The 21,420-nt window shown below is 61.2% G+C and carries 22 protein-coding genes and 1 pseudogene; 12 read left to right on the top strand and 11 right to left on the bottom strand.

Features of this window, described 5'->3' with window-relative positions:
• The first annotated feature begins 7 nt into the window (after window positions 1–7).
• Both tagF and G9X68_RS18685 read left to right on the top strand, forming a co-directional pair.
• Window positions 8–1,381: a type VI secretion system-associated protein TagF gene (tagF, locus tag G9X68_RS18690; RefSeq protein WP_171603645.1), complete on the top strand. Its 1,374-nt coding sequence runs from the start codon at window positions 8–10 to the stop codon at window positions 1,379–1,381.
• Window positions 1,371–2,285: a serine/threonine-protein kinase gene (locus G9X68_RS18685; RefSeq protein ID WP_171603644.1), complete on the top strand. Its 915-nt coding sequence runs from the start codon at window positions 1,371–1,373 to the stop codon at window positions 2,283–2,285. Before tagF ends, G9X68_RS18685 begins: the two co-directional genes overlap by 11 nt.
• On the opposite strand, the gene G9X68_RS18680 is transcribed toward G9X68_RS18685, so the two are convergent.
• Window positions 2,282–3,421 (bottom strand): polysaccharide biosynthesis/export family protein, encoded by a 1,140-nt coding sequence (locus tag G9X68_RS18680; protein ID WP_171603643.1) that lies wholly within the window; start codon window positions 3,419–3,421, stop codon window positions 2,282–2,284. The two genes, G9X68_RS18685 and G9X68_RS18680, sit on opposite strands and share 4 nt — an antisense overlap.
• A 264-nt stretch (window positions 3,422–3,685) precedes the next feature.
• On the opposite strand from G9X68_RS18680, the pseudogene G9X68_RS18675 reads away from it, so the two are divergent.
• From G9X68_RS18675 to G9X68_RS18660, 4 genes and pseudogenes are all read left to right on the top strand, one after another.
• Window positions 3,686–4,023, top strand: a pseudogene (locus tag G9X68_RS18675) (DUF488 domain-containing protein).
• 142 nt (window positions 4,024–4,165) lie between these two features.
• Window positions 4,166–4,687, top strand: a complete 522-nt coding sequence (locus G9X68_RS18670; protein WP_171603642.1) for a DUF4142 domain-containing protein — start codon at window positions 4,166–4,168, stop codon at window positions 4,685–4,687.
• Window positions 4,688–4,695: 8 nt separating this feature from the next.
• Window positions 4,696–5,022 carry a cupredoxin domain-containing protein gene (locus G9X68_RS18665; protein WP_171603641.1) on the top strand — a complete coding sequence of 109 codons (327 nt, stop codon included), beginning with the start codon at window positions 4,696–4,698 and terminating at the stop codon, window positions 5,020–5,022.
• A gap of 45 nt (window positions 5,023–5,067) precedes the next feature.
• Window positions 5,068–5,781, top strand: a complete 714-nt coding sequence (locus tag G9X68_RS18660; RefSeq protein ID WP_171603640.1) for an RNA polymerase sigma factor — start codon at window positions 5,068–5,070, stop codon at window positions 5,779–5,781.
• A gap of 455 nt (window positions 5,782–6,236) precedes the next feature.
• Here G9X68_RS18660 and G9X68_RS18655 read toward each other — a convergent pair whose 3' ends face one another.
• Window positions 6,237–6,560 carry a DUF736 domain-containing protein gene (locus G9X68_RS18655; protein ID WP_171603639.1) on the bottom strand — a complete coding sequence of 108 codons (324 nt, stop codon included), beginning with the start codon at window positions 6,558–6,560 and terminating at the stop codon, window positions 6,237–6,239.
• A gap of 628 nt (window positions 6,561–7,188) precedes the next feature.
• Between G9X68_RS18655 and G9X68_RS18650 the strand changes: the two genes are divergently transcribed.
• The 3 genes from G9X68_RS18650 to parS are packed head-to-tail and all read left to right on the top strand — an operon-like array spanning window position 7,189 to window position 8,152.
• Window positions 7,189–7,470 (top strand): WGR domain-containing protein, encoded by a 282-nt coding sequence (locus G9X68_RS18650; RefSeq protein WP_171603638.1) that lies wholly within the window; start codon window positions 7,189–7,191, stop codon window positions 7,468–7,470.
• Window positions 7,467–7,646, top strand: a complete 180-nt coding sequence (locus G9X68_RS18645; RefSeq protein ID WP_171603637.1) for a hypothetical protein — start codon at window positions 7,467–7,469, stop codon at window positions 7,644–7,646. Before G9X68_RS18650 ends, G9X68_RS18645 begins: the two co-directional genes overlap by 4 nt.
• A gap of 26 nt (window positions 7,647–7,672) precedes the next feature.
• Window positions 7,673–8,152 carry a type II RES/Xre toxin-antitoxin system antitoxin gene (parS, locus tag G9X68_RS18640; RefSeq protein WP_171603636.1) on the top strand — a complete coding sequence of 160 codons (480 nt, stop codon included), beginning with the start codon at window positions 7,673–7,675 and terminating at the stop codon, window positions 8,150–8,152.
• Between the two features lie 77 nt (window positions 8,153–8,229).
• Here parS and G9X68_RS18635 read toward each other — a convergent pair whose 3' ends face one another.
• The 4 genes from G9X68_RS18635 to G9X68_RS18620 form a co-directional block, all read right to left on the bottom strand.
• The gene (locus G9X68_RS18635; RefSeq protein ID WP_171603635.1) at window positions 8,230–8,733 is read right to left on the bottom strand and encodes a GNAT family N-acetyltransferase; all 504 of its coding nucleotides are present in this window, start codon (window positions 8,731–8,733) and stop codon (window positions 8,230–8,232) included.
• A 3-nt stretch (window positions 8,734–8,736) separates the two neighbouring features.
• Entirely contained in the window at window positions 8,737–9,021 is a 285-nt protein-coding gene (locus G9X68_RS18630) for a type II toxin-antitoxin system TacA family antitoxin (protein ID WP_171603634.1), read from the bottom strand.
• Between the two features lie 83 nt (window positions 9,022–9,104).
• Complete coding sequence (locus G9X68_RS18625) at window positions 9,105–10,046, bottom strand: DUF2493 domain-containing protein (RefSeq protein WP_171603632.1); 942 nt, start codon at window positions 10,044–10,046, stop codon at window positions 9,105–9,107.
• Between the two features lie 321 nt (window positions 10,047–10,367).
• Entirely contained in the window at window positions 10,368–11,405 is a 1,038-nt protein-coding gene (locus G9X68_RS18620) for a DUF7146 domain-containing protein (RefSeq protein ID WP_171603630.1), read from the bottom strand.
• Window positions 11,406–12,110: 705 nt separating this feature from the next.
• Between G9X68_RS18620 and G9X68_RS18615 the strand changes: the two genes are divergently transcribed.
• Complete coding sequence (locus tag G9X68_RS18615; RefSeq protein WP_171603629.1) at window positions 12,111–13,307, top strand: DUF1173 family protein; 1,197 nt, start codon at window positions 12,111–12,113, stop codon at window positions 13,305–13,307.
• 357 nt (window positions 13,308–13,664) lie between these two features.
• Here the strand turns inward: G9X68_RS18615 and G9X68_RS18610 are convergent, their stop codons facing one another.
• Both G9X68_RS18610 and G9X68_RS18605 read right to left on the bottom strand, forming a co-directional pair.
• Complete coding sequence (locus G9X68_RS18610; protein ID WP_171603627.1) at window positions 13,665–14,855, bottom strand: DUF932 domain-containing protein; 1,191 nt, start codon at window positions 14,853–14,855, stop codon at window positions 13,665–13,667.
• A 115-nt stretch (window positions 14,856–14,970) separates the two neighbouring features.
• The gene (locus G9X68_RS18605) at window positions 14,971–17,109 is read right to left on the bottom strand and encodes a ParB/RepB/Spo0J family partition protein (protein ID WP_171603626.1); all 2,139 of its coding nucleotides are present in this window, start codon (window positions 17,107–17,109) and stop codon (window positions 14,971–14,973) included.
• 666 nt (window positions 17,110–17,775) lie between these two features.
• Here G9X68_RS18605 and G9X68_RS18600 point away from each other — a divergent pair.
• Window positions 17,776–17,976 carry a type II toxin-antitoxin system VapB family antitoxin gene (locus G9X68_RS18600; protein ID WP_116680580.1) on the top strand — a complete coding sequence of 67 codons (201 nt, stop codon included), beginning with the start codon at window positions 17,776–17,778 and terminating at the stop codon, window positions 17,974–17,976.
• Window positions 17,973–18,356 (top strand): PIN domain-containing protein, encoded by a 384-nt coding sequence (locus G9X68_RS18595; RefSeq protein WP_171603624.1) that lies wholly within the window; start codon window positions 17,973–17,975, stop codon window positions 18,354–18,356. The genes G9X68_RS18600 and G9X68_RS18595 overlap by 4 nt, the downstream gene beginning before the upstream one ends.
• 308 nt (window positions 18,357–18,664) lie before the next feature.
• Here G9X68_RS18595 and G9X68_RS18590 read toward each other — a convergent pair whose 3' ends face one another.
• The 3 genes from G9X68_RS18590 to G9X68_RS18580 form a co-directional block, all read right to left on the bottom strand.
• Entirely contained in the window at window positions 18,665–19,222 is a 558-nt protein-coding gene (locus tag G9X68_RS18590; protein WP_240603596.1) for an FGGY-family carbohydrate kinase, read from the bottom strand.
• 497 nt (window positions 19,223–19,719) lie between these two features.
• Window positions 19,720–20,805, bottom strand: a complete 1,086-nt coding sequence (locus tag G9X68_RS18585) for an AI-2E family transporter (protein WP_171603622.1) — start codon at window positions 20,803–20,805, stop codon at window positions 19,720–19,722.
• A gap of 343 nt (window positions 20,806–21,148) precedes the next feature.
• Window positions 21,149–21,322, bottom strand: coding sequence for a DUF3606 domain-containing protein (locus G9X68_RS18580; protein WP_171603620.1), 174 nt, complete (start codon window positions 21,320–21,322; stop codon window positions 21,149–21,151).
• Window positions 21,323–21,420 lie beyond the last annotated feature (98 nt).

Here is a 21,420-nt window from a genome sequence, read left to right as displayed (position 1 = left end):
GTTCGTCATGAACGAGCGCGCCACCCTGGATCGAAGCCCAACCGAAGCCGACAGGATCGGCTTCTTCGGCAAGCTGCCGAGCCATGGCGATTTCGTTTCCATGGGACTGGCGAGCCCTCTACAGGCGGCACTCGACGCCTGGCTGCAGGCGGGGCTGCAAGAGGCACACCACGAACTCGGCGAGGGTTGGGAACGCCGGTTTCGCGCGATGCCTGTCTGGCGTTTCATCATCGAACGCGGCCTGTGGGGATCGGCAACTATAGCCGGCGTCCTGCTTCCCAGCCTCGACCGCGTCGGGCGGAGTTTTCCCCTCGTCATCGCGGCCCAACTCCCCGGCTTCACCGAGCATCCGCGCCAGCTTTACCTCGACGACACATGGTTCACGGCAGCCGAGGCGATCGCCGAAAGCTCGACGAAACGGGATTTCGACATCAATCATTTCACCGCAAGCCTGAAGCGGCTGCGGAGCTTGCGACCGGCCGATCTCGCGGAAAACGAGACGCTTCAGGACAGAGCGTCCAGCCGAGGCACGATCTGGTGGCGGATCGACCCGGAGGAGCGGCGAGCCAAGGGGTTTGGCGTCAGCGGCGCCCCGGAACCTGCGCATTTCGCAAAGCTGTTGCGCGAGAGTTTCAACGCGGTTTCAGCACCGCCGCAAGCTGAAACAGCCGAAGTGCCGCGTCCCGTCATTGTCGAACCGCGCCATCCTCTGGCGCTCCGGCACAGCCATGCCACGCATCCCGGCACACGGCTTGCCGTCAACGCCGACGCGCTGCTCGTTTCGGAAACGCCATCGCTGTTTGCTGTCGCCGATGGCGTCGGCGACAGCAACGCGGCTGCCGAAACCGGCAAGATCGCCGTGCATGTGCTGGCCGAAACCGCCCCGCAGCAGACGATCGAAGCCCTGATACAGGAGATCAAAGGCAAGCTCGGCCGCACCCACGGCCTGCTGCAATCGGCCTATCTTTCCCAGGATCGCGAGCCCTCGGCCGCCAGCATCGTCGTGCTGGCAACGTTTCAGGAGAGCAGCGCCCTGCTCTGGGTCGGCGATGCACGCTGTTATCTCCTGCGGGACGGCATGATGCGCTGCCTTACCCGCGATCACGTGGAGATCGGCCTGCGACGCACGCTTTCGCGCGCCATCGGCATGCGAGGACATCTCATTCCCGAAGTGCGCCCCGGCGGATTGCAGGCCGGCGACAGGCTCCTGCTCTGCAGTGCGGCCCTACCGAACGCCGTTCCCGAACGGAACATCGCCGAAATCCTCCTTTCCGCAAAAATCGAAAAAGCGGCCGATATTCTCGTTCAGGAGGGGCTGATTGCCAATTGCCGCGAAAACTTGAGCGCCATCGTAATCGACGTGAAGACCGATGACGCATGATCATCCCGCGGATTTCGAGGAGATCGCGCGGCGCTTTTCGCATCTCCGGCAGGTTTTGAACCAGAGTTCACCCGAAACCCGGGACATGCTGGTAGACCGGGTCAGGGACGCGCTCGATCGAGGCGAAGCCCGCCTCAGCAATGCCGATCCCGAAATCGTCGCCAACAGTTTCGTGCTCGAAGCGCTGGTCCATGACGGCTCGGCCATCCAGGTCTATCGCGCCCGCCATCGCGATCTCGGAACGCTTCACGCCATCAAGATGCCGCGGCCCGACCACGCCGACGATCCTGTCCTTCGGAAACTGATGCTGCGGGAAGCGGAAATCGGCATGGCGCTCAGACATCCCCACACTGCCGCGACCCAGACCGTTCTGCGTCTTGCCGATGGGCGTCCTGCCCTGGTTATGGAATGGATCGGCAGCCGCCTTGCGGGGCTTTTACAGGAAAGGCCATTATCGCTCGGCGAGGTGACTTCAGTCATGACCTCGGTGCTCTCAGGCCTGGAAGCCATCCATGCCGCAGGTTTCGTGCATTGCGACCTGTCACCGCTCAACCTTCTCGCCGACGGCGATCTCTCCCGTTTGAAGATCGCCGATTTCGGCATCGCGCTTAGGCCCGGATGCCGGCACGATGAATTCGATCTTGCCTTTGCCGCCCCGCCGGATTTCGCTTCGCCCGAGCAGATGGCCGGCCAACCGCTCGACGAACGATCCGATCTTTACTCCGCCGGGTGTCTGCTGTCCTTGCTGCTTAGCCATTACGACGGAGAAAGCGATGGAACCGAAGCCCTGCAAGCATTGGCGAACCGCCTGTCCCGACAGGTTCCGCAGGACAGACCTGAAAATGCACGAGCCGCCTTGCATCTGCTCGGCGGCTCCGCAAAACGTCCTGTTGTCGGTGCTTAATTGCCGCTCGACGCTGGGATCGGTGCTGCGGCCGTCGGCACGCTTTTCTGGTACACGTTGAAGAGCTTGGCAAAGTCCACCAGGCTGGCGTTGCTGGCGTAGATGATATCGCCATCCATCATCTGGAACCGCTGCATCAGCGCCAGATTGGAAACGTCCTTCAGATCGACGCGGTAGATCACCGGCTTTGTGCTCACCACAGCCGGCACCGGGGTCTTGGCGTTTGCGGCCGCAACCTGCGTATAGACCGGCTGGCTGCGCAGCACATAGAAATTGCGCGCATCGGCACGATCATCGAGCAGACCTCCGGCTCGCCCGAGCGCCTGGGCAAGCGTCAGCCTGCCCGGCTCGAATTCGAACTCGCCGACACTCTTGAAGGCGCCGAAGGCGGTGAAGGTGGGTGAATCCTTGTCGATATAGATCTGGTCGTCCGGCAGCAGGTAGACATTCTGTTTGTTGTCGTCGATGACGCGCTGAAGCGGCACGGTGGCGCGCTGCTTGCCGCGCATCAGCGTGACGGTCGCCGAGCCCGGAGCAGACGATGCGCCGCCGGCAAGTGCGACCGCATCGAGCACACGCTCCTTTCGTGCGGTGAGCGGGAAGCGACCGGCGGCACGCACGTCGCCATTGACGGTGATACCGCTGGAAGGCCTGTCGACCACGGTGACGACGGCCTGCGGATTGACCGCCGACCCCTTCAACCCGGTGACGATGCGTGTCTGCAGAGCCTCGGTCGAGGAATCCACCACTCGCTGTTTGCCGACGAAGGGAAGGGTCACATTTCCCGTGGAATCGACGGTGAAGCGGCCGAGATTGAGGGTCTTGCTTTGAGTTGAAGAGAAAAGTCCCTCTTCGCCGGTGTCGAGGATCGTGACCTCGATGACGTCGCCGCGCCGCAGCCTCGTATCGGCAAATCCGCTCGAGCGCATGAGGCTGAGCCCGGGATCGGTGGCCGCATAGGCAAGCGGCGTGACCGCAACCGGACCCATCGGCGCTTCCGATAGCCTGACCACCGGGATCCGCTCGTTACTTTGAGGGGCGGTGGCATTATAGAAGCCACCGGCGGTTGGGCCATCCGATGGCCGGGCGCAGGCACTAAGAACTGCGACAAGGACGAGCGGCGCCAAATTTCGCATCAAGTATCCTTTTGGCAATATTGAGAGAATCGGAAAATATCAGCGGTGCACGACCGAGCAATACCAGTTGCGCGCGAAAAATCAATTGTGACAGTTCGGAGGCTGGCAGGTGTGGCCAATTGGCAACCGTATTGCTTAAGTTGAGTGGGAGGGATGCTGTTTGAACAGGTTTCCACCACCTCTTCCTCGGCCTCCAGTTTGGAACCAAAACCCTGTCACGCGTATTCGTCGAGATTGGCTTTCGAACTTACGGCGGGTGGACAAATGGCCTTGCACATCAAACGAATCTACGAGCCGAAAGACGGCATCCGCATCCTGTTCGACCGGCTATGGCCGCGCGGGTTGAGCAAGCAGAATACAGCAGTCGACATCTGGATGAAGGATATCGCGCCAAGCCCGGCTCTGCGCCGATGGTTTGGCCACGACCCCGCCAAGTGGGCCGAGTTCCAGCACCGGTATCGGGACGAGCTGGAAAAGAATCCGTCCGCCGTTGAGGAGCCGAAACGCCGGATCGACAACCGGACGCGACACTTCTCTACGCTGCGAAAGACCTGCACCACAATCACGCTATCGTTCTTCAGCGCTTCGTCGGCAAAAACTGACGCGTCGGGGACCGACGCCAGCCTCTTCGTGTCCGAAATTTCCGGGAACCTTTTCGACAAACTTGCATCCAATGTTCGCTTCCGAAGGCGCACCACCGTTGCCGCCGGAAGCCATTCGGTTACGACACAAGGGAGACAGATCATGTTGAAACGAATTCTCGGCGCCACCCTGATGGCAGCTTCGCTTGGCACGGCTTCGTTCGCCATTGACGCCAAGCCGACCGATCCTCAGATCGCCCACATCGCCTATACGGCGGGGCAGATCGATGTCACTGCGGCGGAGCAGGCGTTGAAGAAGAGCAAGAATGCCGAAGTCATTGCATTCGCCAAGACCATGGAGCGCGACCACAAGGCCGTCAACGACCAAGCGCTCGCCCTCGTCAAGAAGCTGAAGGTGACGTCCGAAGACAACGCAGTCAGCCAATCCTTGTCGGCACAGGCGACCAAGAAACTGACGACGCTGGAGGCACTCGACGGTACGGCATTCGACAAGGCCTATGTCGAAAACGAAGTCGCCTATCATAAGTCGGTCAACGACGCGCTTGCCCACATCTTGATCCCTTCGGCTCAGAATAAGGAGCTCAAGTCGCTGCTGGAAACGGGCCTGACCCTGTTCAAGGAACATCAGATGCATGCCGAGCATCTTGCTTCGATGATCAAATAGGCATGGCAATGGGCTTGCTGATGACATCGCAACGGCTCCCGCTGCTCTTTGCACTGCTTTGTGCAGGCAACGGGGTTGCCTCGGCGGCGGACCATCAGATCACCATCACCGGCATGAAATTCAGCTCGCCGCCTCCCGAGCTGCATGTCGGCGATGTGATCGTCTGGAGAAACGATGATATGTTCCGGCACACGGCAACCGCTCGCGAAACAAGCTTCGATATCGACCTGCCGGCGAAATCGGAAGGCCGCATGACGGTCACCCAAGCGGGAGCGATTGATTTTTATTGTCGTTTTCATCCCGCCATGACGGGCAAGCTGGACGTCCGGCCGTAGGCCGGGCTCCAACCGAAAGACGGGCGAGCGGGCGGAGAATTCCCCATGACAGCCATTCCGGTTACCATCGAGCGACACCGGCAGCAGATGTCGATACTGTCCGACGCCGATCTCGTGCTGTTGGCAAAAGCAGGCGACGAGCCCGCCATCCGCGCCATCGTTCAGCGTCACAACCAGCGCCTGTTCCGGACAGCGCGCGCCATCATTTGCAACGATGCGGAGGCGGAAGATGTCGTCCAGGCCGCCTATATCAAGGCATTCACCAATCTGGCGGCGTTCCGAGGCAAGGCGCAACTTTCGACATGGCTGACCCGCATTACGCTCAACGAGGCGCTGGGCCGTGTGCGGGCCCGAAAGAACACCACCGGGCTCGAAGAAATCGACATGCAGACGATGGCGCCGGGTGGCGAAGTGTTACAGTTTCCGTCCTCCTTGTCGGCAACCGATCCAGAAGCGGAACTGTCGCGGAGCCAGGCGCGGCATCTCCTCGAAAATGCCGTCGACGACCTTCCCGATGATTTTCGCGCCGTGTTCGTGCTGCGTGATGTCGAGGGCATGAGCACGGACGAGACCGCATCTTACCTCGGCATAAGACCGGAAACGGCCAAGACCCGGCTGCACCGGGCGCGAAAGCTGATGCGGCAATCGATCGAAAAACAGCTTTCCGGCGCATTCTCGGCCCTCTTCCCCTTCGATGGCGCCCGCTGTGCTTTCATGGCCGATCGTGTCATTGCTGCCCTTCGCAACGAGGCGTCATGACATCTCGCACTATCAACGGGAGCTAGGTCCCAGATCCGGAACGAGGTCAGGACTGTAGTGCGGCGGGGGGCGCACGAAAAATTCATGCCGATTCCGACGGCTCCCTCTTATCGCTGAACCGTTTAGGAGCCCGCCTTTAGATCCGGAGGCGGTCCAGTCGCCTGTGCCGCTGTAGCCCGTCAGAGACTAAGATATGCGGAGGTCAATCGTGGTATTCAAGAGCGTAGCCCGCCCCATAGACGATTTTGTCGGAGCGGAGTGCAACGCAGTGGAGGCAATATTGGAGGGGCCGCGCGACCTTGAGGCGGCACGGTCCTCATGGCAGACTTGGCGATCTGAGCAGCCAATCCACGTTTCGTTTGGCACCAGAAAACAGGCGGCGGGCAAAGCCGGCCGCCTCAGGTGCCGACACCGCGGAAGTCGGCCCCGATCCCTCGAGGCCGACTGCTGGTCGTTCAGTTCGGGTTGTTCCAGAGGATAACCTTGCGGTTCGGCTCACCGCCGGGGGCTTGTGCGAGGTTGCCGAAGATCACTCCGATTTCTGGAGCCTCCAGCTTAACGGAGAGGTATTCCTCGCCGGTCAGGCGGGCGATGCGGTTCCAGCCTGCGCCGATCTCGAAGCCGGTCTTGCGGTGGATGATGCGGTAGTCGGGCGCTTCCTCGCTCGACTTGCTGGCGTTCGGGACGATGGCGATCGGGGCATTGACCCGGATGGTGGCGAAGATGCCTTCGAAGCTGCCGTCGGTCTTCTGCGTCAGGGTTGCGATCGTGGTGGCCATGGTATTGTCTCCTTCGGTTGCTCGGGACCATTCCCGATGGCGCCCGAAGAAGGGGCCGAGCCGCAGGCGTCACCGGAGCGCCAGCGCAGGGGAACCCCTTGCGGGTTGACGCTGATGGCGGCCGGTCCCTTAGAAAGGCGACATGGAGAACGGAAATGGTCTCGTGCGACCGAAGGGCGGGACAAACCATCATGGCAGCCCGATCCGGCGCTGCGCGAGAGGGCCAAGCTCTCGGAATGCCTCGCCGCCATTCTGCGCACCCCCCCGCGCGCCTTTTACCACCGCAAGCGAGATTCGCCCGCCAGCTGCTCTCATCATACGTTGTCGCCCGGCGGGACCGAGCGTGATCGCATTCGCGCCTGCAGGTCGTGCGGCAATGCCGAATGGAGTTGTTCACTCCGAGATCGAATACGTGATCCTTGGCCACACACTCGGCAGCGCCGTTGACGGATCCGACAGTATTCCGCCGGACACCCAACCCTCGGCGCCTAGGCCGCCTCGACCGATCGGGACCGGCTTCATCGAGGATTCTTTGCAGTGCCCATGACGCGCCAACACATCACAAAACGGAATCCATCGGCCGCAAAGGATTCAAAACTCTCGTTGGACAGGGCCGGTCCCCGCAGAAATGATTCCCGACATGAGCCGAATGTCGTTCCACCTGCATTTCCAGCGAATTGATGCCAGCCGGAATATGGCGCGCTATTACATGCTTGGGATCCAGCTGACCTTGTTTGGCGAAACCGCGGTCGTGCGTAGCTGGGGACGGATCGGCAGGCGTGGCGGTGAGAGGACCGACGTATTCGGAACCGAACAGGAAGCCGTGGTGCATTTTCTCGATCTTGCACGCCGGAAGCATCGGAAGGGCTATAGACCGACCGAAGCTACGATGCCGGCGGAGAAGACATGATCGTTCGCCAGAACAGCTTGGTCATCGCCGCGCAAGGGATCGTCACGCGTTCAGGCGCGAAGACTGCACCGCAGGCTTCGTGGAGCCGGCGCATCGGCGAAATAGAGCCCGGTCCGGCGAATACGCCGGATGCACCCTCGATCCTTGAATCGACCGCGACACATGACGTATGGTGAGCGATAGATCATGCGAGAGGAAGATCATGGCCGTCAACGCACCTTCCTTAGCAGCAAGCGGCTATAAACTGCAAAAAATCGAAGCATTGCTCGGCGGCTCGGGCATCCTAGCGCGTCGCCTGACCGATGTGCTCGACGCCCACGAACTGCTCTTGTGCGGCCTGCCTGCTTCCGCGCTGGATCGGCTTGTCGGCAGGCTCGTGGTCATCGGCAAGAGCGAGTTCCTCGAAAAGACGGTGGGTATGAGCCTGCGAACCTGGCAGCAGCGGAAGGACAACCCTTCCAAGCCGCTCAGCCGTGAACAGAGCGGCCGCTTGTGGAAATTCGCCAAGATCCTCGTAAGGGCAACGGATATCTTCGGATCGCAGGCAGAAGCCGAACGATGGCTGACACGTCCGGTGGTCGGACTAAACCAGCACCGCCCGATCGACCTTCTCGGGACGCCCGCTGGCGTCGAGCTTGTCGTAGATCATCTCGATCGCCTCGAACACAGTGTCTGTGCATGACATTTCTGCGACGCTCGGGGGACCGAGCTGGTCGCATGGCGACGCATGGGACCAGGCGCTGCAGATCGAGTATCTGTCTAGAGGGCCCCTATCCATGCTCTGATGTCGGTCATCGACCGCAGGAGGATGGATTGGTTGTCGAGCGACGGAATGAAGCCCCAGCTCTGCCAAAAGCGCTCCGCCTCTTCATCGACGGCACGAACGACAATCGCTCGCCCGCCAACCAGATCGGCGCCGGCGACGCAGCGGCGAAAGGCATCCTTGACGAGCGCCGTGCCGATACCTCGACCGACATGGCGGCGATCGACTGCCAGCTGACCAATGAGTAGACACGGGATCGGATCGGGTGGACGGCCCGTTCGGATCTTTCGGGTCACGACATTTGGCGCGATGACCGTCGGGGCAAGTCCATAATAGCCGACGACCACGTCGTTGTCATGGATGACGAACACCCTCGTAAAACCGTGCTGGTGGTTCGATCGGGCAAAGGTCGCAAGCCAGGCGTCGAGCGCAGGCTTGCCACAGCTGAACGACTCCAGGCGATGACGCTCCGCAAGCGGTTCGATCTGCGACAGGCCCAAAGCTCAATGTTCCCAGGGCGATTGACGCTGCAGGCGCTCGGCCACCTTGGCGGGCGCAGCGGCCGACGGCGCTTCGATCGCCGCAACAAAAGCTTCGAAGGCATCAGCGGAAACGCGAATGACACTCTCGTTGAGGATAGCCGTCTGCGCTTCCTGCACCGCAGCGCGGCGCATGAACTCGGTCCGGGATAGCCCGGTCAGCGCCGCTCCCCGATCGATGATCGCGAGATCATCATCGCGGAAGCGCATGGAAACGGGCGTTTCCTTTCGAGCACTGGTAGCGGCCATGTTTGGTTCCTTACTGGATGAAGCTGAATGTAATGCAGAACGCATTACATTGCAAGGATCGTCAGGCACGAAGGACATGGCGCTCAGGCGCCATCCTCCGCGGCCTGCCAGACCGGGATGCCGAGACGACGTGCCTTGTCGGCGAGATTGCCTGTGATGCCGGAGCCGGGAAAGACGATGACGCCGGTCGGCATGACCGAGAGCATCTCATCATTGCGGCGAAAGGGAGCGGCCTTGGCGTGCTTTGTCCAGTTCGGCTTGAAGGTGATCTGCGTCACCTTGCGAGCCTCTGCCCAGCAGGCGGCGATACGCTCGGCGCCTTTCGGCGCGCCACCGTGGAGCAGGATCATATCGGGATGCTTCAGGTGTGCCTGGTCGAGCTTCGCCCAGATGCGTTGGTGATCGTTGTAGTCCATGCCGCCGGAGAAAGCGATCTTGGTCCCGGTCGGGATCAGCACCTCGGTCTCGACACGGCGGCGGGCGGAAAGGAAGTCTCTGGAGTCGATCATTGCCGCCGTCATGTTGGCATGGCTGACTTTGGAGCCGGTGCGGGGCCGCCAGGCCGAACCGGTCTTCGCCTCGAAGAGGTCGGCTGCGTAGTCGCGCATGAACTCGAAGGCGTTGCGGCGCTCGAGAAACGTGATGCCTTCGGCGATCAGGCGCTCGAGCTCGACGCTCTTGACCTCCGAGCCGTCCTGCTCCCGCTGTCCGGAACGTTGCGCATCCTCGTTTCGCTGAAGTTCGCGCTGGATGCGCTCGCCGGCCCGGTGGAAGAGGTTGACCGTCGACCAGAGCAGATCTTCGAGATCGGGTTCCAACCGCGTGTCGCCGAGCATCTCGAACAGGGCGTCGAAGATCGCGGTCAGCGCCGACTGAACGACCGGCTCTTCCGGGAGCGGCCGCGGATCGGGCTCGTCCTGAAAAGGGCGGTGGCCGTAGATCTGCATTTCGTAGATGAAACGGTCGGTCGGGGAAGAAACGTGGTGGGGCTCGAAGCGGTCGTCGATGGGAAGGGGCAAGTTCATGATGGTCTCCGTCGGTTGTGGCCGCGCCTCTCGCGGCCTGACGGCGAACCCTGTTCACGCGGAGACGGGCCGGAACCGCGGCGCGACGTGCCGCGGCCCAGCGTAGCGCCGGGCGGGGACGAGAAGGTTTCTTGACCCGCGAGGAGCGCCGGCAAAGCCGGCGCGGGGAAGAAACCTGAGTGACCCGCTGAAGGCCAGGCCGCCGCGTGGTAAGGGTCGCCTCTCGGCAGGCCCGCGGGCGCGCGCCCACCCGAAGGAAGTGCCCATGGAAGGCCTTCCCAACTGCGTCGCCCCTACCGCCGCCGGCCTTTTCGGCCCATCTCATGCCGGCAGAAAGACCATCGCATCCTCCGGAACGAGCTGCGCCCGCAGGTTCGCCGTCAGCCGGTCCGGGCCGAGCCAGCGCAGATCCTCGTTGAAGTCGCCGAGTTCAGGGGCGAGCACGAGTGGCAGGATGCCGAGCGCCTGCGCGCGGCGGCTCAACCCTTCGATCCCGTACCGGCCAGCGGCATCGGCATCGCCGGCGATATACAGGCGCAGGCACCCCGCCGGCGGCAAGAAGGCCGCGAGGTGGTTGGCGGTGAGCGCGGCGACCATCGGCATCGCGGGCATCACATGGGATAGCGACAGGATCGATTCCAGGCCTTCGCCTGCGACCATGACAGGCACGAGCTGATGGGGCGGAAAGCCAAAGCGCACGGCATTGCCGAGAAGACCGCCGAGCGCGCGGCGGGGATCCTCGACCTTCGCCTTGCCGTCTCCGTCGGGATCGAGCCATGTGCGATGCACGCCGGTGATCTGCCCGAAGCGATCGGTCACAGCGGCGACGAGCGCCGGGTAACTGGTCGTCAGGCCGGTCACGAAATCCCGATAGTAGCAGGACGGGTGGAAGCGCAGGGCGGGATGGAGAGACGCCCGCAGGATAGCGCGCTGGCGCAGATAGCTGTCGCCCAGCGTTCCCATGAGCGGCTGTGTCATGCGAAACAGCCGCCTTGCACGTTCCGCCGCCGGTCTATCGATCGGCGGGTGGTCGGAGGCCTCGCCCCTACGGGACGAAACCGGTTCGGGTTGGGGAAGGCTGAGGAAATGGCGAGCCTCGTCGGCGACATCGCAGAAGTCGACCAGCCCGGAGGTTTCCCGCACGAGATCGAGAAGGTCGCCATACTGGCCGGTCGCCGCATCCGTCCAATGTCCGGCACGAGAACCGGAGAGACGTACGTAAAGCGACCGGCCTTTGCTGTTGGCAACATCACCAACGATCCAGTAATTGCCGGCCCGACGGCCGGCGGAGAGATAGTGACGGCAGACCGCCTCGGCATTGCGCGCAAGACGGTCCGCCAGTTCGGAAGCGGATAACATGGCCAACCTCCGTCATGACCGGCTGGCGACAGCGATAAGGCGATGGCGCTGCATCAGCCGGGCGAGGATCGGAGGCTCATCCGCAGGGTCGCTGGCGCAAAAGATATTTGCTGTGATGCCACTGCCGTCGATCGAGATTGATGGTCGCTGCCTGAGAAGCTGCACCACCACTTTGGCTGCGTTGAAAATGCGACCAGTGCGGCTGGCGCGATCGGATGACAGGGGAGCAGAAGCAGCCTCATCGGCGGTCGGAGAAGTGATTACATTCATAGGAACCCTGTTGAGAGCGAGGGATGGACCGACTTGCCTGCCACTCTCCAGCCCCGGCAAGCCAACCTTTCCCGGCTCGTCTCTTACCCTTCCGCTACGGCCGCGCGCCTGCGTCCTGCTGGTCCGCAGCGGAAAGTTCATGCGGTTGCCAACTTCCAGATTTCGGATCTATGACTTCCAATCAACAGCTTGTTGACTTCCAATTTAGAAATTCCCCTTCGGAGTCGTCCTTTATGACGGCACCGATGTCGTCCCCGTCGGCGACCGGTTTGCCGCAGCGGCTCTCTCCTGGCTTTGGCGATGACCCGTTTCCAATCGCTCGGACGTACAACCGATATACTGCCTATTTTAAGATAGTATAATTGGAAGAGTTCGTGCTACCTATTCGCAGGTGGTTTTAGTCAGCCGGTCCGGAGAGACCCTCATGGGGGCGATGTGCGACAGTTTTTGATTGGCGGACAGGTGTTCGATGGGGACGCTCCCGAGCTTCCGGTCCGGCTCGAACATGCTTACGCGCAGAAGCTGCGGCCACTTTGCCGATGCAAAGAGCCGCCGCTTCCCATGTACATTGCTCGCGTAGACGATCTTTATGTCATCAAGCGCATGCCGCTTTCGGGGCGGGACCATGACTCCGCATGTCCGTCCTACGAACCGCCCTACGAATTATCAGGGTTGGGATCCTTGATCGGCAACGCGATCCAGATCGACACGAGTGGAAAGGCTGCGCTGCAGCTGGATTTTCCCCTGACGAAGAAAGGCGCTCGTAGCGCGCCCGCTTCCTCCACGGACGCAACTGAGCCGGCGCTGCGCAATGAGACAAAGAGGCTCACGTTGCGCGCCGTCCTCCACTATCTCTGGGAAGCGGGAGAACTGACGGAATGGCGCTCGTCATGGGCCGGCAAACGCGGCTGGGGCCGGGTGCGGACGAGCCTCATAAACGCCGCCTCACAGATGACCGCGCGCGGCGAACCGTTGAGTGACATTCTATTCGTGCCGGAAGTTTTTTATCAGGAGGACCGCGAGGGAATAGCCTCGCGGCGGGCAGCAGCTTTGACCACTGCCCATGCCCCCGGCCCCGGCCCCGGGCCGCGGAAGCTGATGATGACTGTGGCGGAGGTGAAGGAGTTCACTCCTGCTCGCGGCGGTCAGAAAATCGTCGTTCGCCATCTCCCCTTCCCCTTCATGATTGAGGACGGGACATGGAAGCGGTTGAGCGCCAGATACGAGACGGAGCTCGAGCTCTGGCGGTCGAGTGAACACTACCATCTGATCATGATCGCCACCTTCGGGATATCGGCCGCGGGGATCGCGTCCATTGAGGAGATCGCCATGATGGTGGTCAACGAGAACTGGATCCCGTTCGAGAGCATCCATGAGCAACATCTCCTGGAACGGCTTTCAAGGCTGAAGCGAAAGAGCGTGAAAGGCCTGCGCTTCAATCTTTCGCGAGAGCAACCGGTGGTCTCGGTCACCCTGCCGGAACAACGCCCGGCGCCTGTCGCGATGTTCAGCGTCCCGACAGGTGCCGACGAAGACTACGAACTCGCCCTGAATGAGATGATTGCCGCGAGACGGGAGATGACGCCATGGATCTGGCGCGTCGCCGAGGGAGAAATGCCGCGCCTGCCGTGATCGCTAGCAGCTCTGCATCGGCGCGCCTATGCTGGCGAAGCGTACGAAGAAGCCATCAGCATGGGCTCCGTCCATGTCCGTATTGTGTGACTCCCCTTTTCTGCATAGCTGCACCGCACAATAAATGTTTACCAACCGGTCAAAATATGTGCATATTGCCTTCATCTGATGCAGCTGATGGTTTTCCTCCCATTGCCCTCGCGTCAGCTGTTCCCCTCTGGAGGTTATTGACCTTCACACCGTAAAGGGCCCTGGTCTTCCAGTGGCCCTATTTTTCTGTGTCAGCAGCGAAGTTCGAGTGAGGTTCTCGGCCGCCTGCATTGTCGCTTGACGGCGTTGATACGGGCCGGGGCGGGCTCAGCTCGCACTTTCAAGAAGCTTCTTCGCCTTGCCTTCGAGTTCGAGGCGAGTGTCCTGATGGGTCTTGTCGCGCGCCAGCGCGGTGATGCCCTGAACGAAGTCGAACACACTTTCCGGTGGATGCCCCTCTTCGGACAGGACCATGTCGATGACCTTGCCGGTTTCCGATTTCGAGAAGCCGCGCCGGCGCAGGAAAGTCTGGCGATCCTCGTCGTTGCGCGCGACGATGCGTTCGCGAGCCGCCCGGATGCCGGCAACGAAGGCTGCCGGCGAGGAGTTGGCAAAGCTTGTCAGCGCCGGCGCTGCCTCATGCGCGAAACGCTCGGCTGCGAACTTGGAATGGCGGATGCTGATCTCTTCGAAATTTTCCGAGCCCCAGATGTTGCGATTGGCGCATACCGCGCGCAGATAGAAAGACGCGATGCCGAGCGTCTTCGATCCGACCTCGGAATTCCATGCATAAAATCCGCGGAAGAAGAGATCCGGCTCGCCATTCGGCAACCGACCCGCCTCGATCGGATGCGTGTCATCGACAAGAAATACGAAGACATCGCGATCGCTGGCGTAGAGCGTCGTCGTATCCTTGGTGATGTCCACGAAGGGATTGTGGGTCATGCTCGACCAGTCGAGAAGGCCGGGAACCTTCCAGATGGTGTCGCCGGTCCCATTGCCGGCAATCTTCATCACCGCCGACACCAGTTCGTGGTCCCAGATACGGCCGTATTCGGGACCGGTAACCGCCCGTAGCTCGACGCGGCCGTCGTCCATCTCCAGGGTTTTCACCAATTCGGCACAGTGATTGAGCAAGCCGTGCTGCAGATTGATGGCCGCGAGCGGCGCGGGTAGTTGGCGCATGTAGGTCGCTGGGGCTCCAACCAAGCTGCATAGCTGACCGTAGCTCCAATGGGTCGGCGCGATCGGCTGCCGGTCACCGGGGACAATGAGCTCGAGGCGCTCGACGTTGTCACGGGTGGCTTCGACCCTGATGGCAGAGCTTTCCACCGTTCGCGCACGAGCATGATCGGCCCGCGCCTTGACCGCATGGTGGAGTTCGGAAAGCGACAGATACCGTTCGTCGTCCGGCCGCGAGAACCATTCGGACGAAACCCGGCCGATGCGCTGGCCGCGCGAGATATCGACCTTGAAGCCGGACGAAACCGGATTGGGAGTAGGAAGGGTCGTGTTCATGATGTTGTCTCCTGAAAACGAAAGAGCCCGGCGCAGTGGCCGGGCGTGTGAGATAGGAGTGGGATGGATAAACAGCCCGGCGATGACGCCGGGCTGCGATGATCCGGCGTGGAGTCTATTCGGCGGCGTCGAGATAGCCGGCGCTTTGCTGCGCCGCCTGGTTCGGATCGCCGAGATCTGCATCCTCCGTCAGAGAGGCCGGAAGATCGTTGCTTCCTGCCTCAGAGGTGTCGTCGCTTGCTTTGTCGACCGCCGCCGCAAGATTATCGGCCGAAGCCGCATCGACTGATGTCCGGAGCGGTCCGGGGAGCCAACCGCTCCCGTGAAGCAGGCGCTCGGCTTCGCGCGCCATATCCTGCTTCTTCAGATGGTCGACGAGTTGGGTGGACTGTTCGCCCTTGGCCTCGCGAACCGCCTGCAGGATGTTCGCCTTGGTGACCCGGCCGAGATAGTTGTCGACCGTCGGCGCCCAGCCGGCCTCGACCATGTCGAAACCGATCGAGCGAGCGATTTGTTCGGCATGGGCGATCGCACGCGTGCGCTTATTCCATGGCTCGATGACCGCGTTGACGGACAAGGAAGCACAATGGGCGAAGAGCACCTGCCGGCTGATCTCGTCGAGCGCGACTAGATAGCCCCAGAGGTTGTCAGGGTTTTTCGGCAGATCCTGGCCCCATGCCTCGTGCCGCTGATCGATCTCCTTTGCCCAGACCGTATCGCCGAGACCCTGAGTCTGGCTGAACTTGGCGCTCTGCAGCGTCAGCTCCAAGCATGAATCCGAGCCGTAGAGATAGAAGGTCTTCAGGACGAAGGCATGCAAAACCGCCACGAAAGCGATGACCGGATCGCTGGCGAGCGCATTGCGCAGCGCCACCGTGCGGGTCGCCGTCAGGTCGAGCACCAGACGATCGGAGAGCGGCCGCAGCGTGTCGTCCTCGTCCTCCACCGGGTCACCTGAGACTGGCTTGCTGTTCACCGAGATGCCACCCGCGGACGATGATCCAATAACGTTGCCGCCGATATCGCCGTTGCCCGCTTCCGCGTCATCGCTGTGTCCTTCGACCTGCGGCTCATCCTCGGGCCGGACGAAGCCACGCTCGATTTTCAACTCGCCATTGGCGGCAAGGGAGATGAAGGCGCCACCGCGGGCGACGTCTTGACGGTCGAAGACATAGGGCCGATCATTCAGCTGATCGAGCTCGCTTCCGAGTTCCTCGAGCCGGTGCTCGATATCTTCGGAAGAGACTTCGGCTTTGGCATATTCGGCATCGAGCTTGTCGGCCTCGTCCTTCAGCGCATCGTGACGAGCAAGTTCCTCCTCGCTGAGTTCCCGATGTTTACCATGGAAGCGGCGAAGACCCGATGTGTGGCCATAGGGAAAGTCGAAAGCAGCCTCGACCCACTTCCAGCCCTCCTCCGCCTTCAGGGCTTCGGCGTCCGCCTTCAGCTTCTCGACAACGAGCTGTTCGAGCAGAACCGGGTGCTGTAGCCAGCCGCCGTTGTCCTGCTCAAAGAGGTCGCGCATCACAATGCCACCGACCGCTTCATAGACCTCGATGCCGACATAGACCGCCCGGCGATCCCCTGCGCGGATGGTCGTCTCGGTGAGGAGCCTGCGGATGTAATAAGTGTCCCGGATGTGTTGGCGCGAGATCGTGTCCCAAACCTGCTCCTGCCGAACATGATCATTGGTAATCGAGAAAGCCATGATCTGTTCGAGCTTCATCTCGTCTCCAGCATAGAGATCAAGCAGTCGCGGCGACACGGAAGCCAGCCGCAGGCGCTGTCGGACCGTCGCAACCGAGACGAAGAAGCGAGCGGCGATTTCTTCTTCGCCGAGACCCTGTTCGCGAAGCGTCTGGAAAGCACGGTATTGGTCGAGCGGATGAAGATCGGCGCGATGTACGTTTTCGGCGAGAGAATCGTCTTCGGCGGAGATCTCACCGTCCCGCTTGACGATGCAGGGCACAGGTTCCGTCCTTGCCATGCGCTTCTGCGAGACGAGCAATTCGAGAGCGCGATATCGCCGGCCGCCCGCGGGGACGTCGAACCTGCCGGTCTCCTTACCGTCCCTGTCGAGGATTGGGCGAACACTGAGGCTTTGCAGGAGTTTGCGGCGAGCGATATCTTCCGCCAGATTTTCGATGGAAACACCCGCCTTGACGTTGCGGACGTTGCTCTGCGAGAGTTCGAGCTTGTCGAAAGGAATATCTTCCGATCGGTTCAGGGTGATCTTCTGAACGGCCTTTGCCATTTCATTTCTCCGTGGCGGGCCGGCCGGAGCCTCTCTCCGAACCTCCTAACCCGTCACGGAATCCCTTTCCCGCCTCTCCCTCTCTCCCAGTTCGCTCCCTCAAGTTTTGCGCCCTGCACGTGGCGGGATGTTGATCCGCCGCGATCTTCCCTTGTTCCGCATGCTTTCGGACTTCTGCCGCCAATCGATTGGGAGGGAGATAGAGGCTACTCTCGCAACCCCATCGAGTGGCGGATTACGGTGGTTTGCCTTGAAGGGATCTGAACCGGCGACGCCTTACCCGGATGGGTTAAATGCTTCAGAGGACGGACTTCGGGGCATAACGCCTTTTATGGAACCGCGCTATTCTTCGCTGCCCAAGTGGCACGCAGGCACCGATCCACTCCTGCGGCGGCCGGCTCGGTTCCGGCTCGCTTTAGCGCTCCCAGTATGCATGAAGTTCCTCAAGGTGGCAGGCAATGTGACGCGCCGGAGAAGCAATGGCAATCGACGTCCGAACCTGTTGCATCAACTGCCAACGGATTAGGTCGCGGACATCCGGTTGTCCGAGAATTTACTGTGTCGTGCGGCTCATTCATCGGACTGCGAATACCTGGGGCCGGAATTAGGCGTGGAATGTTTCACCAATTGGTGCTAGTTTTTGCGCCTCAACAAGGAAGCCAGGTCATGAGATCGACTATCAACCTCGACGACACGCTTATGGAAAAGGCCAGGTCATTAACTGGCACCAAGGAAACGGCGGCTCTCGTGCGCCAAGCGTTGGAGACGCTTGTTCGTGTAGAGTCCGGAAAACGCCTTATCGCGCTTGGAGGAACCATGCCCGATGCCGAAGCAGCCCCGCGCCGCCGGAGCGCCGCCGCCAAGTGATACTAGCTGATACCTCGATTTGGATTGATCATTTTCGCCATGTCGATGCCGAGCTGCGTAAGGTTATTGAGGACGACCGCCTGCTTTGCCACCCGAGCGTAATCGGCGAACTCGCGCTCGGCAGCCTTCGGGATCGCGACAGTGTATTGGCTTTTCTAGCCGCTCAACGCTCAGCGGTTGTCGCAACGCACGAAGAAGTCATGACAATGATCGATCGCCACAGCATTTTCAGCATTGGTATTGGTTACACAGATGCCCACTTGCTGGCATCAGTACTTCTCGACCGGCGCGCGGCCCTATGGACTAGAGACAAGCGCCTGAGGGCCGCGGCCGAAAAGGCGGGCGCTTCGCTATACATATCGATCAACAGGCCCAACTGAATGGCTAATATACCGCTCCCGGGGACCGGAACAGTTTCGATCCTACGCCTGAACCATAACGAACCGGTGCCCCGTTGTAACTTTCACGTGGGATGAAGGAACTCGCTGAATGCACAGCTGCGCATGAAGCATAAAGAGCGAAGTCCGGGTTTGTGTGGGCGGCCGCCGTCAAGGTGATCATCGACATCGCCAACCCGGTTGCATCGGCCTCTCGGGGCTTGTTACCCCCAGCGGCAGTTCTGGCGCGCAGGACACCGCCAATCGCAAGCGTTCTACCCGAAGATTTGGAACAGAGATCGAAGCCCTTATCAAGCGTGGCGGCCTGAGATCTGGCCGAAAGCCAAAGCTAGGCAGATCTCGCAGGCGGCAGCTAAGATTACCCCGCCGCCCTGCGGCCTGCTGCAGCAGTTTGAAGCCGCGTATCGCCGCCGGTGCCACTCGGGATCGCGCAGGTTCGGAGAATGCGCCGCGCCAAAAGCCGACATGCTTTGCATTGCCTCGGATAGTGATGAGAAGCGGCCGGCGGCGACTGCCGCCAGGATCGCCGTACCAAGCAGGACGGGCTCTGGGGACCTCGAGGAGGCAATGACCGTGCCGGTAGCGTCTGCGAGAATCTGGCGGACTGTCGGATCCTGGCCAGCGCCACCGCTTACAACCACGATGTCGATCGAAATGCCTCTTGTGGCCTGAGCGTCCAAAATCTGCCGGAGCCCATAACCAAGCCCACAAACGCCCGCCGGATACAGTCCGACGAGCCTTTCGAGGTCGGACGCCATGCCTAGTCCCGCGATCACTGCGCGAGGGTTTGGATCAGCGAACGGAGCTCGAATGCCCGGGAACTCCGGAACAACGTGGAGCGCGCCCACGAACCTTCCTCTCGCAGTCGCTTCAGGCCCCACAAACGCATGAGTTCCATTGGCGCCGAGATTCCCGACGGGCGCACGAACGGGTCATTTGCTCGATTGAGCTTGCTTGCTGCGCCTGACTTGACGGGCACGCCGTGGCCCAAATCGTTTACAGAATAATACGCAACCTGAACCGCTCCCCCGACCTTCCAAGATTGAAGGCTGCCCCAGGGCTTCGCCTGCAGACGTCCGCTGGCCTCGCCGATGCCATGAACCTCCAGCCACTGCCTAACACTGGCTGCGGCATTGACGGGAGTGAACCGTACGGTAGTACGTGCCATGCCAGATGGTAACGGCGGGCCATGACTTTGCATTGGAAGAGAGTGCGGTGACGGATCGTCCCCATCCGCCGGCGGGCGCCACCGACCACCTTGATGACTCGAACCGCGAAATCCTAACTCAACAGGACTGTCCGGGCCGTCCTACCGAGCCGCAGTTAAATTCTCACTTAAATTCGCTCAGTCGGAGTCGGAAGGTGGGGTGGGGTGGCTGCGTTCCTCGACTTCGGCCATGGTCCACTCACGAAAGAGGCTGTAGGCGACCGCCAGCAGCGTTGGCCCAAGAAAGATTCCGATGAAGCCAAAGGCGATGACGCCGCCAAGGAGCCCGAAGAGGCCGAGCAGCACAGGGAGGTTATTGGTCTTTCCGAGGAGGTAGGGTCTGATGAGATTGTCAATGCTGCTGATGAGAAGCAAGCCCCACGCTGCGACGAAGATGCCCCACCAAACGGCTCCCTGAACAAGAAACCATAGCGCGACCGAGCCCCATACGAGCGGGGGGCCTACCGGCACAAACGACAGGATGAACGTAAGGAAACCAAGCAACAGCGCCTGAGGCACACCGGCGATCCAGAAACCAATGCCGGCGAGGAGGGCCTGGGCGAGTGCCGTGCCGATCAAGCCGTAAATGACACCCTTGACGGTCGCGCCCACAACAACAAGCAGCTCTCGGGCCCGAGAGCCGGCGAATCTTTCGCCGACTGCGCGCACGTGGGCCGCCATCCGCCGGCCGTGAAGGAAGAAGAAAAAGGCGATGAATACGCTCAGCCCGAGTTCGAGGAGCCCGGCGCCGAGCACCGTCCCGCCGGCTACCGCTAAGTTTGTGGCGGGGCCGATCAGCTTCTTGAGCTCAATGGTGAATGCGGGCGCATTGTGGGCCAATCTGTCCCAATAGACAGCCAGGTTCTCGCCGATGACCGGGAGTCCTGCGACCCAGCGCGGCGGCGTCGGCGGGCCCTGCTCGAGAATCCGGTTCACAGCCGTGAGCAGGTTGCCTACGCTGTCTGTCAATGTCGGCACCATAACGGCGAACGGTGCGACCAGAACGAGGGCGACCAGCACCGTCATCATGGCGGCGGCCACGCTTTTATTGCCACCGACTGTCCGCTCGCACCTCCTGTAGACCGGCCATGTCGAGAAACAGATCACCGCCGCCCACAGGATGGCTGACAGGAATGGCTGAAGCACAAGAGCGCAACCGAGCGCAAGCAGAAGAAGGGCGCCGATTCCCAGAATTTGTTCGATTGGCTTGCCAAGAGGTATCATGCCCAATCTTTCCCGCTGCTTCCGGCTAGATTATCATCGAACGAAGCAGTGTGCAGCCAGCGGAGCGCCCGGGGATTTCCTCGTGCGACGAGCCAGCTAGGCGACGTCGGACGAATGTTGAAAGTCAGCGACGACGGATCACGAGAAACTTAAGGTAGGCAGCCGCGTCATGCGCGTCGATGAAGTGGTACGTCTCACATCGCCGGTCCTCCCCGGCCAGCATGTCTCGTAGGTGCGGTCGGAGCGGCCGCTCGCATGTTCGAAACAGACCGCCACGAATGGCAGCGCCTCGATACCGGTTCCGCCTTTCGTCAGCCACGAGTTCCTGAATGTGAACTTATCTCTACTTCTCCAAGCTAGCTTCGACCTTCTTGCGGCTGTTGCCGACCTTTTTGACAGTCTCCTTGACCTTCGACTTCGAGACTCCTTCCTTTTCCGCCTCGTACCGGACCTCGTGATCCTGTCCTCCTGCGACACGGGCTCGATCTTGTGCGCGGCCCCGGCTGGTATTTGCCATTGGGAATTCCTCCTGTTGAGTTGCTCATCCTAAACGACTGAAGAATCATGAAGTTCCGGCAATGGATAACACTGCCGATAGTGCTTTGTCGGATGGCG

This window comes from Rhizobium changzhiense (assembly GCF_013087625.1).
Lineage (GTDB): Bacteria > Pseudomonadota > Alphaproteobacteria > Rhizobiales > Rhizobiaceae > Rhizobium > Rhizobium sophorae.
This window is presented reverse-complemented; position numbering and strand designations above follow the sequence as displayed.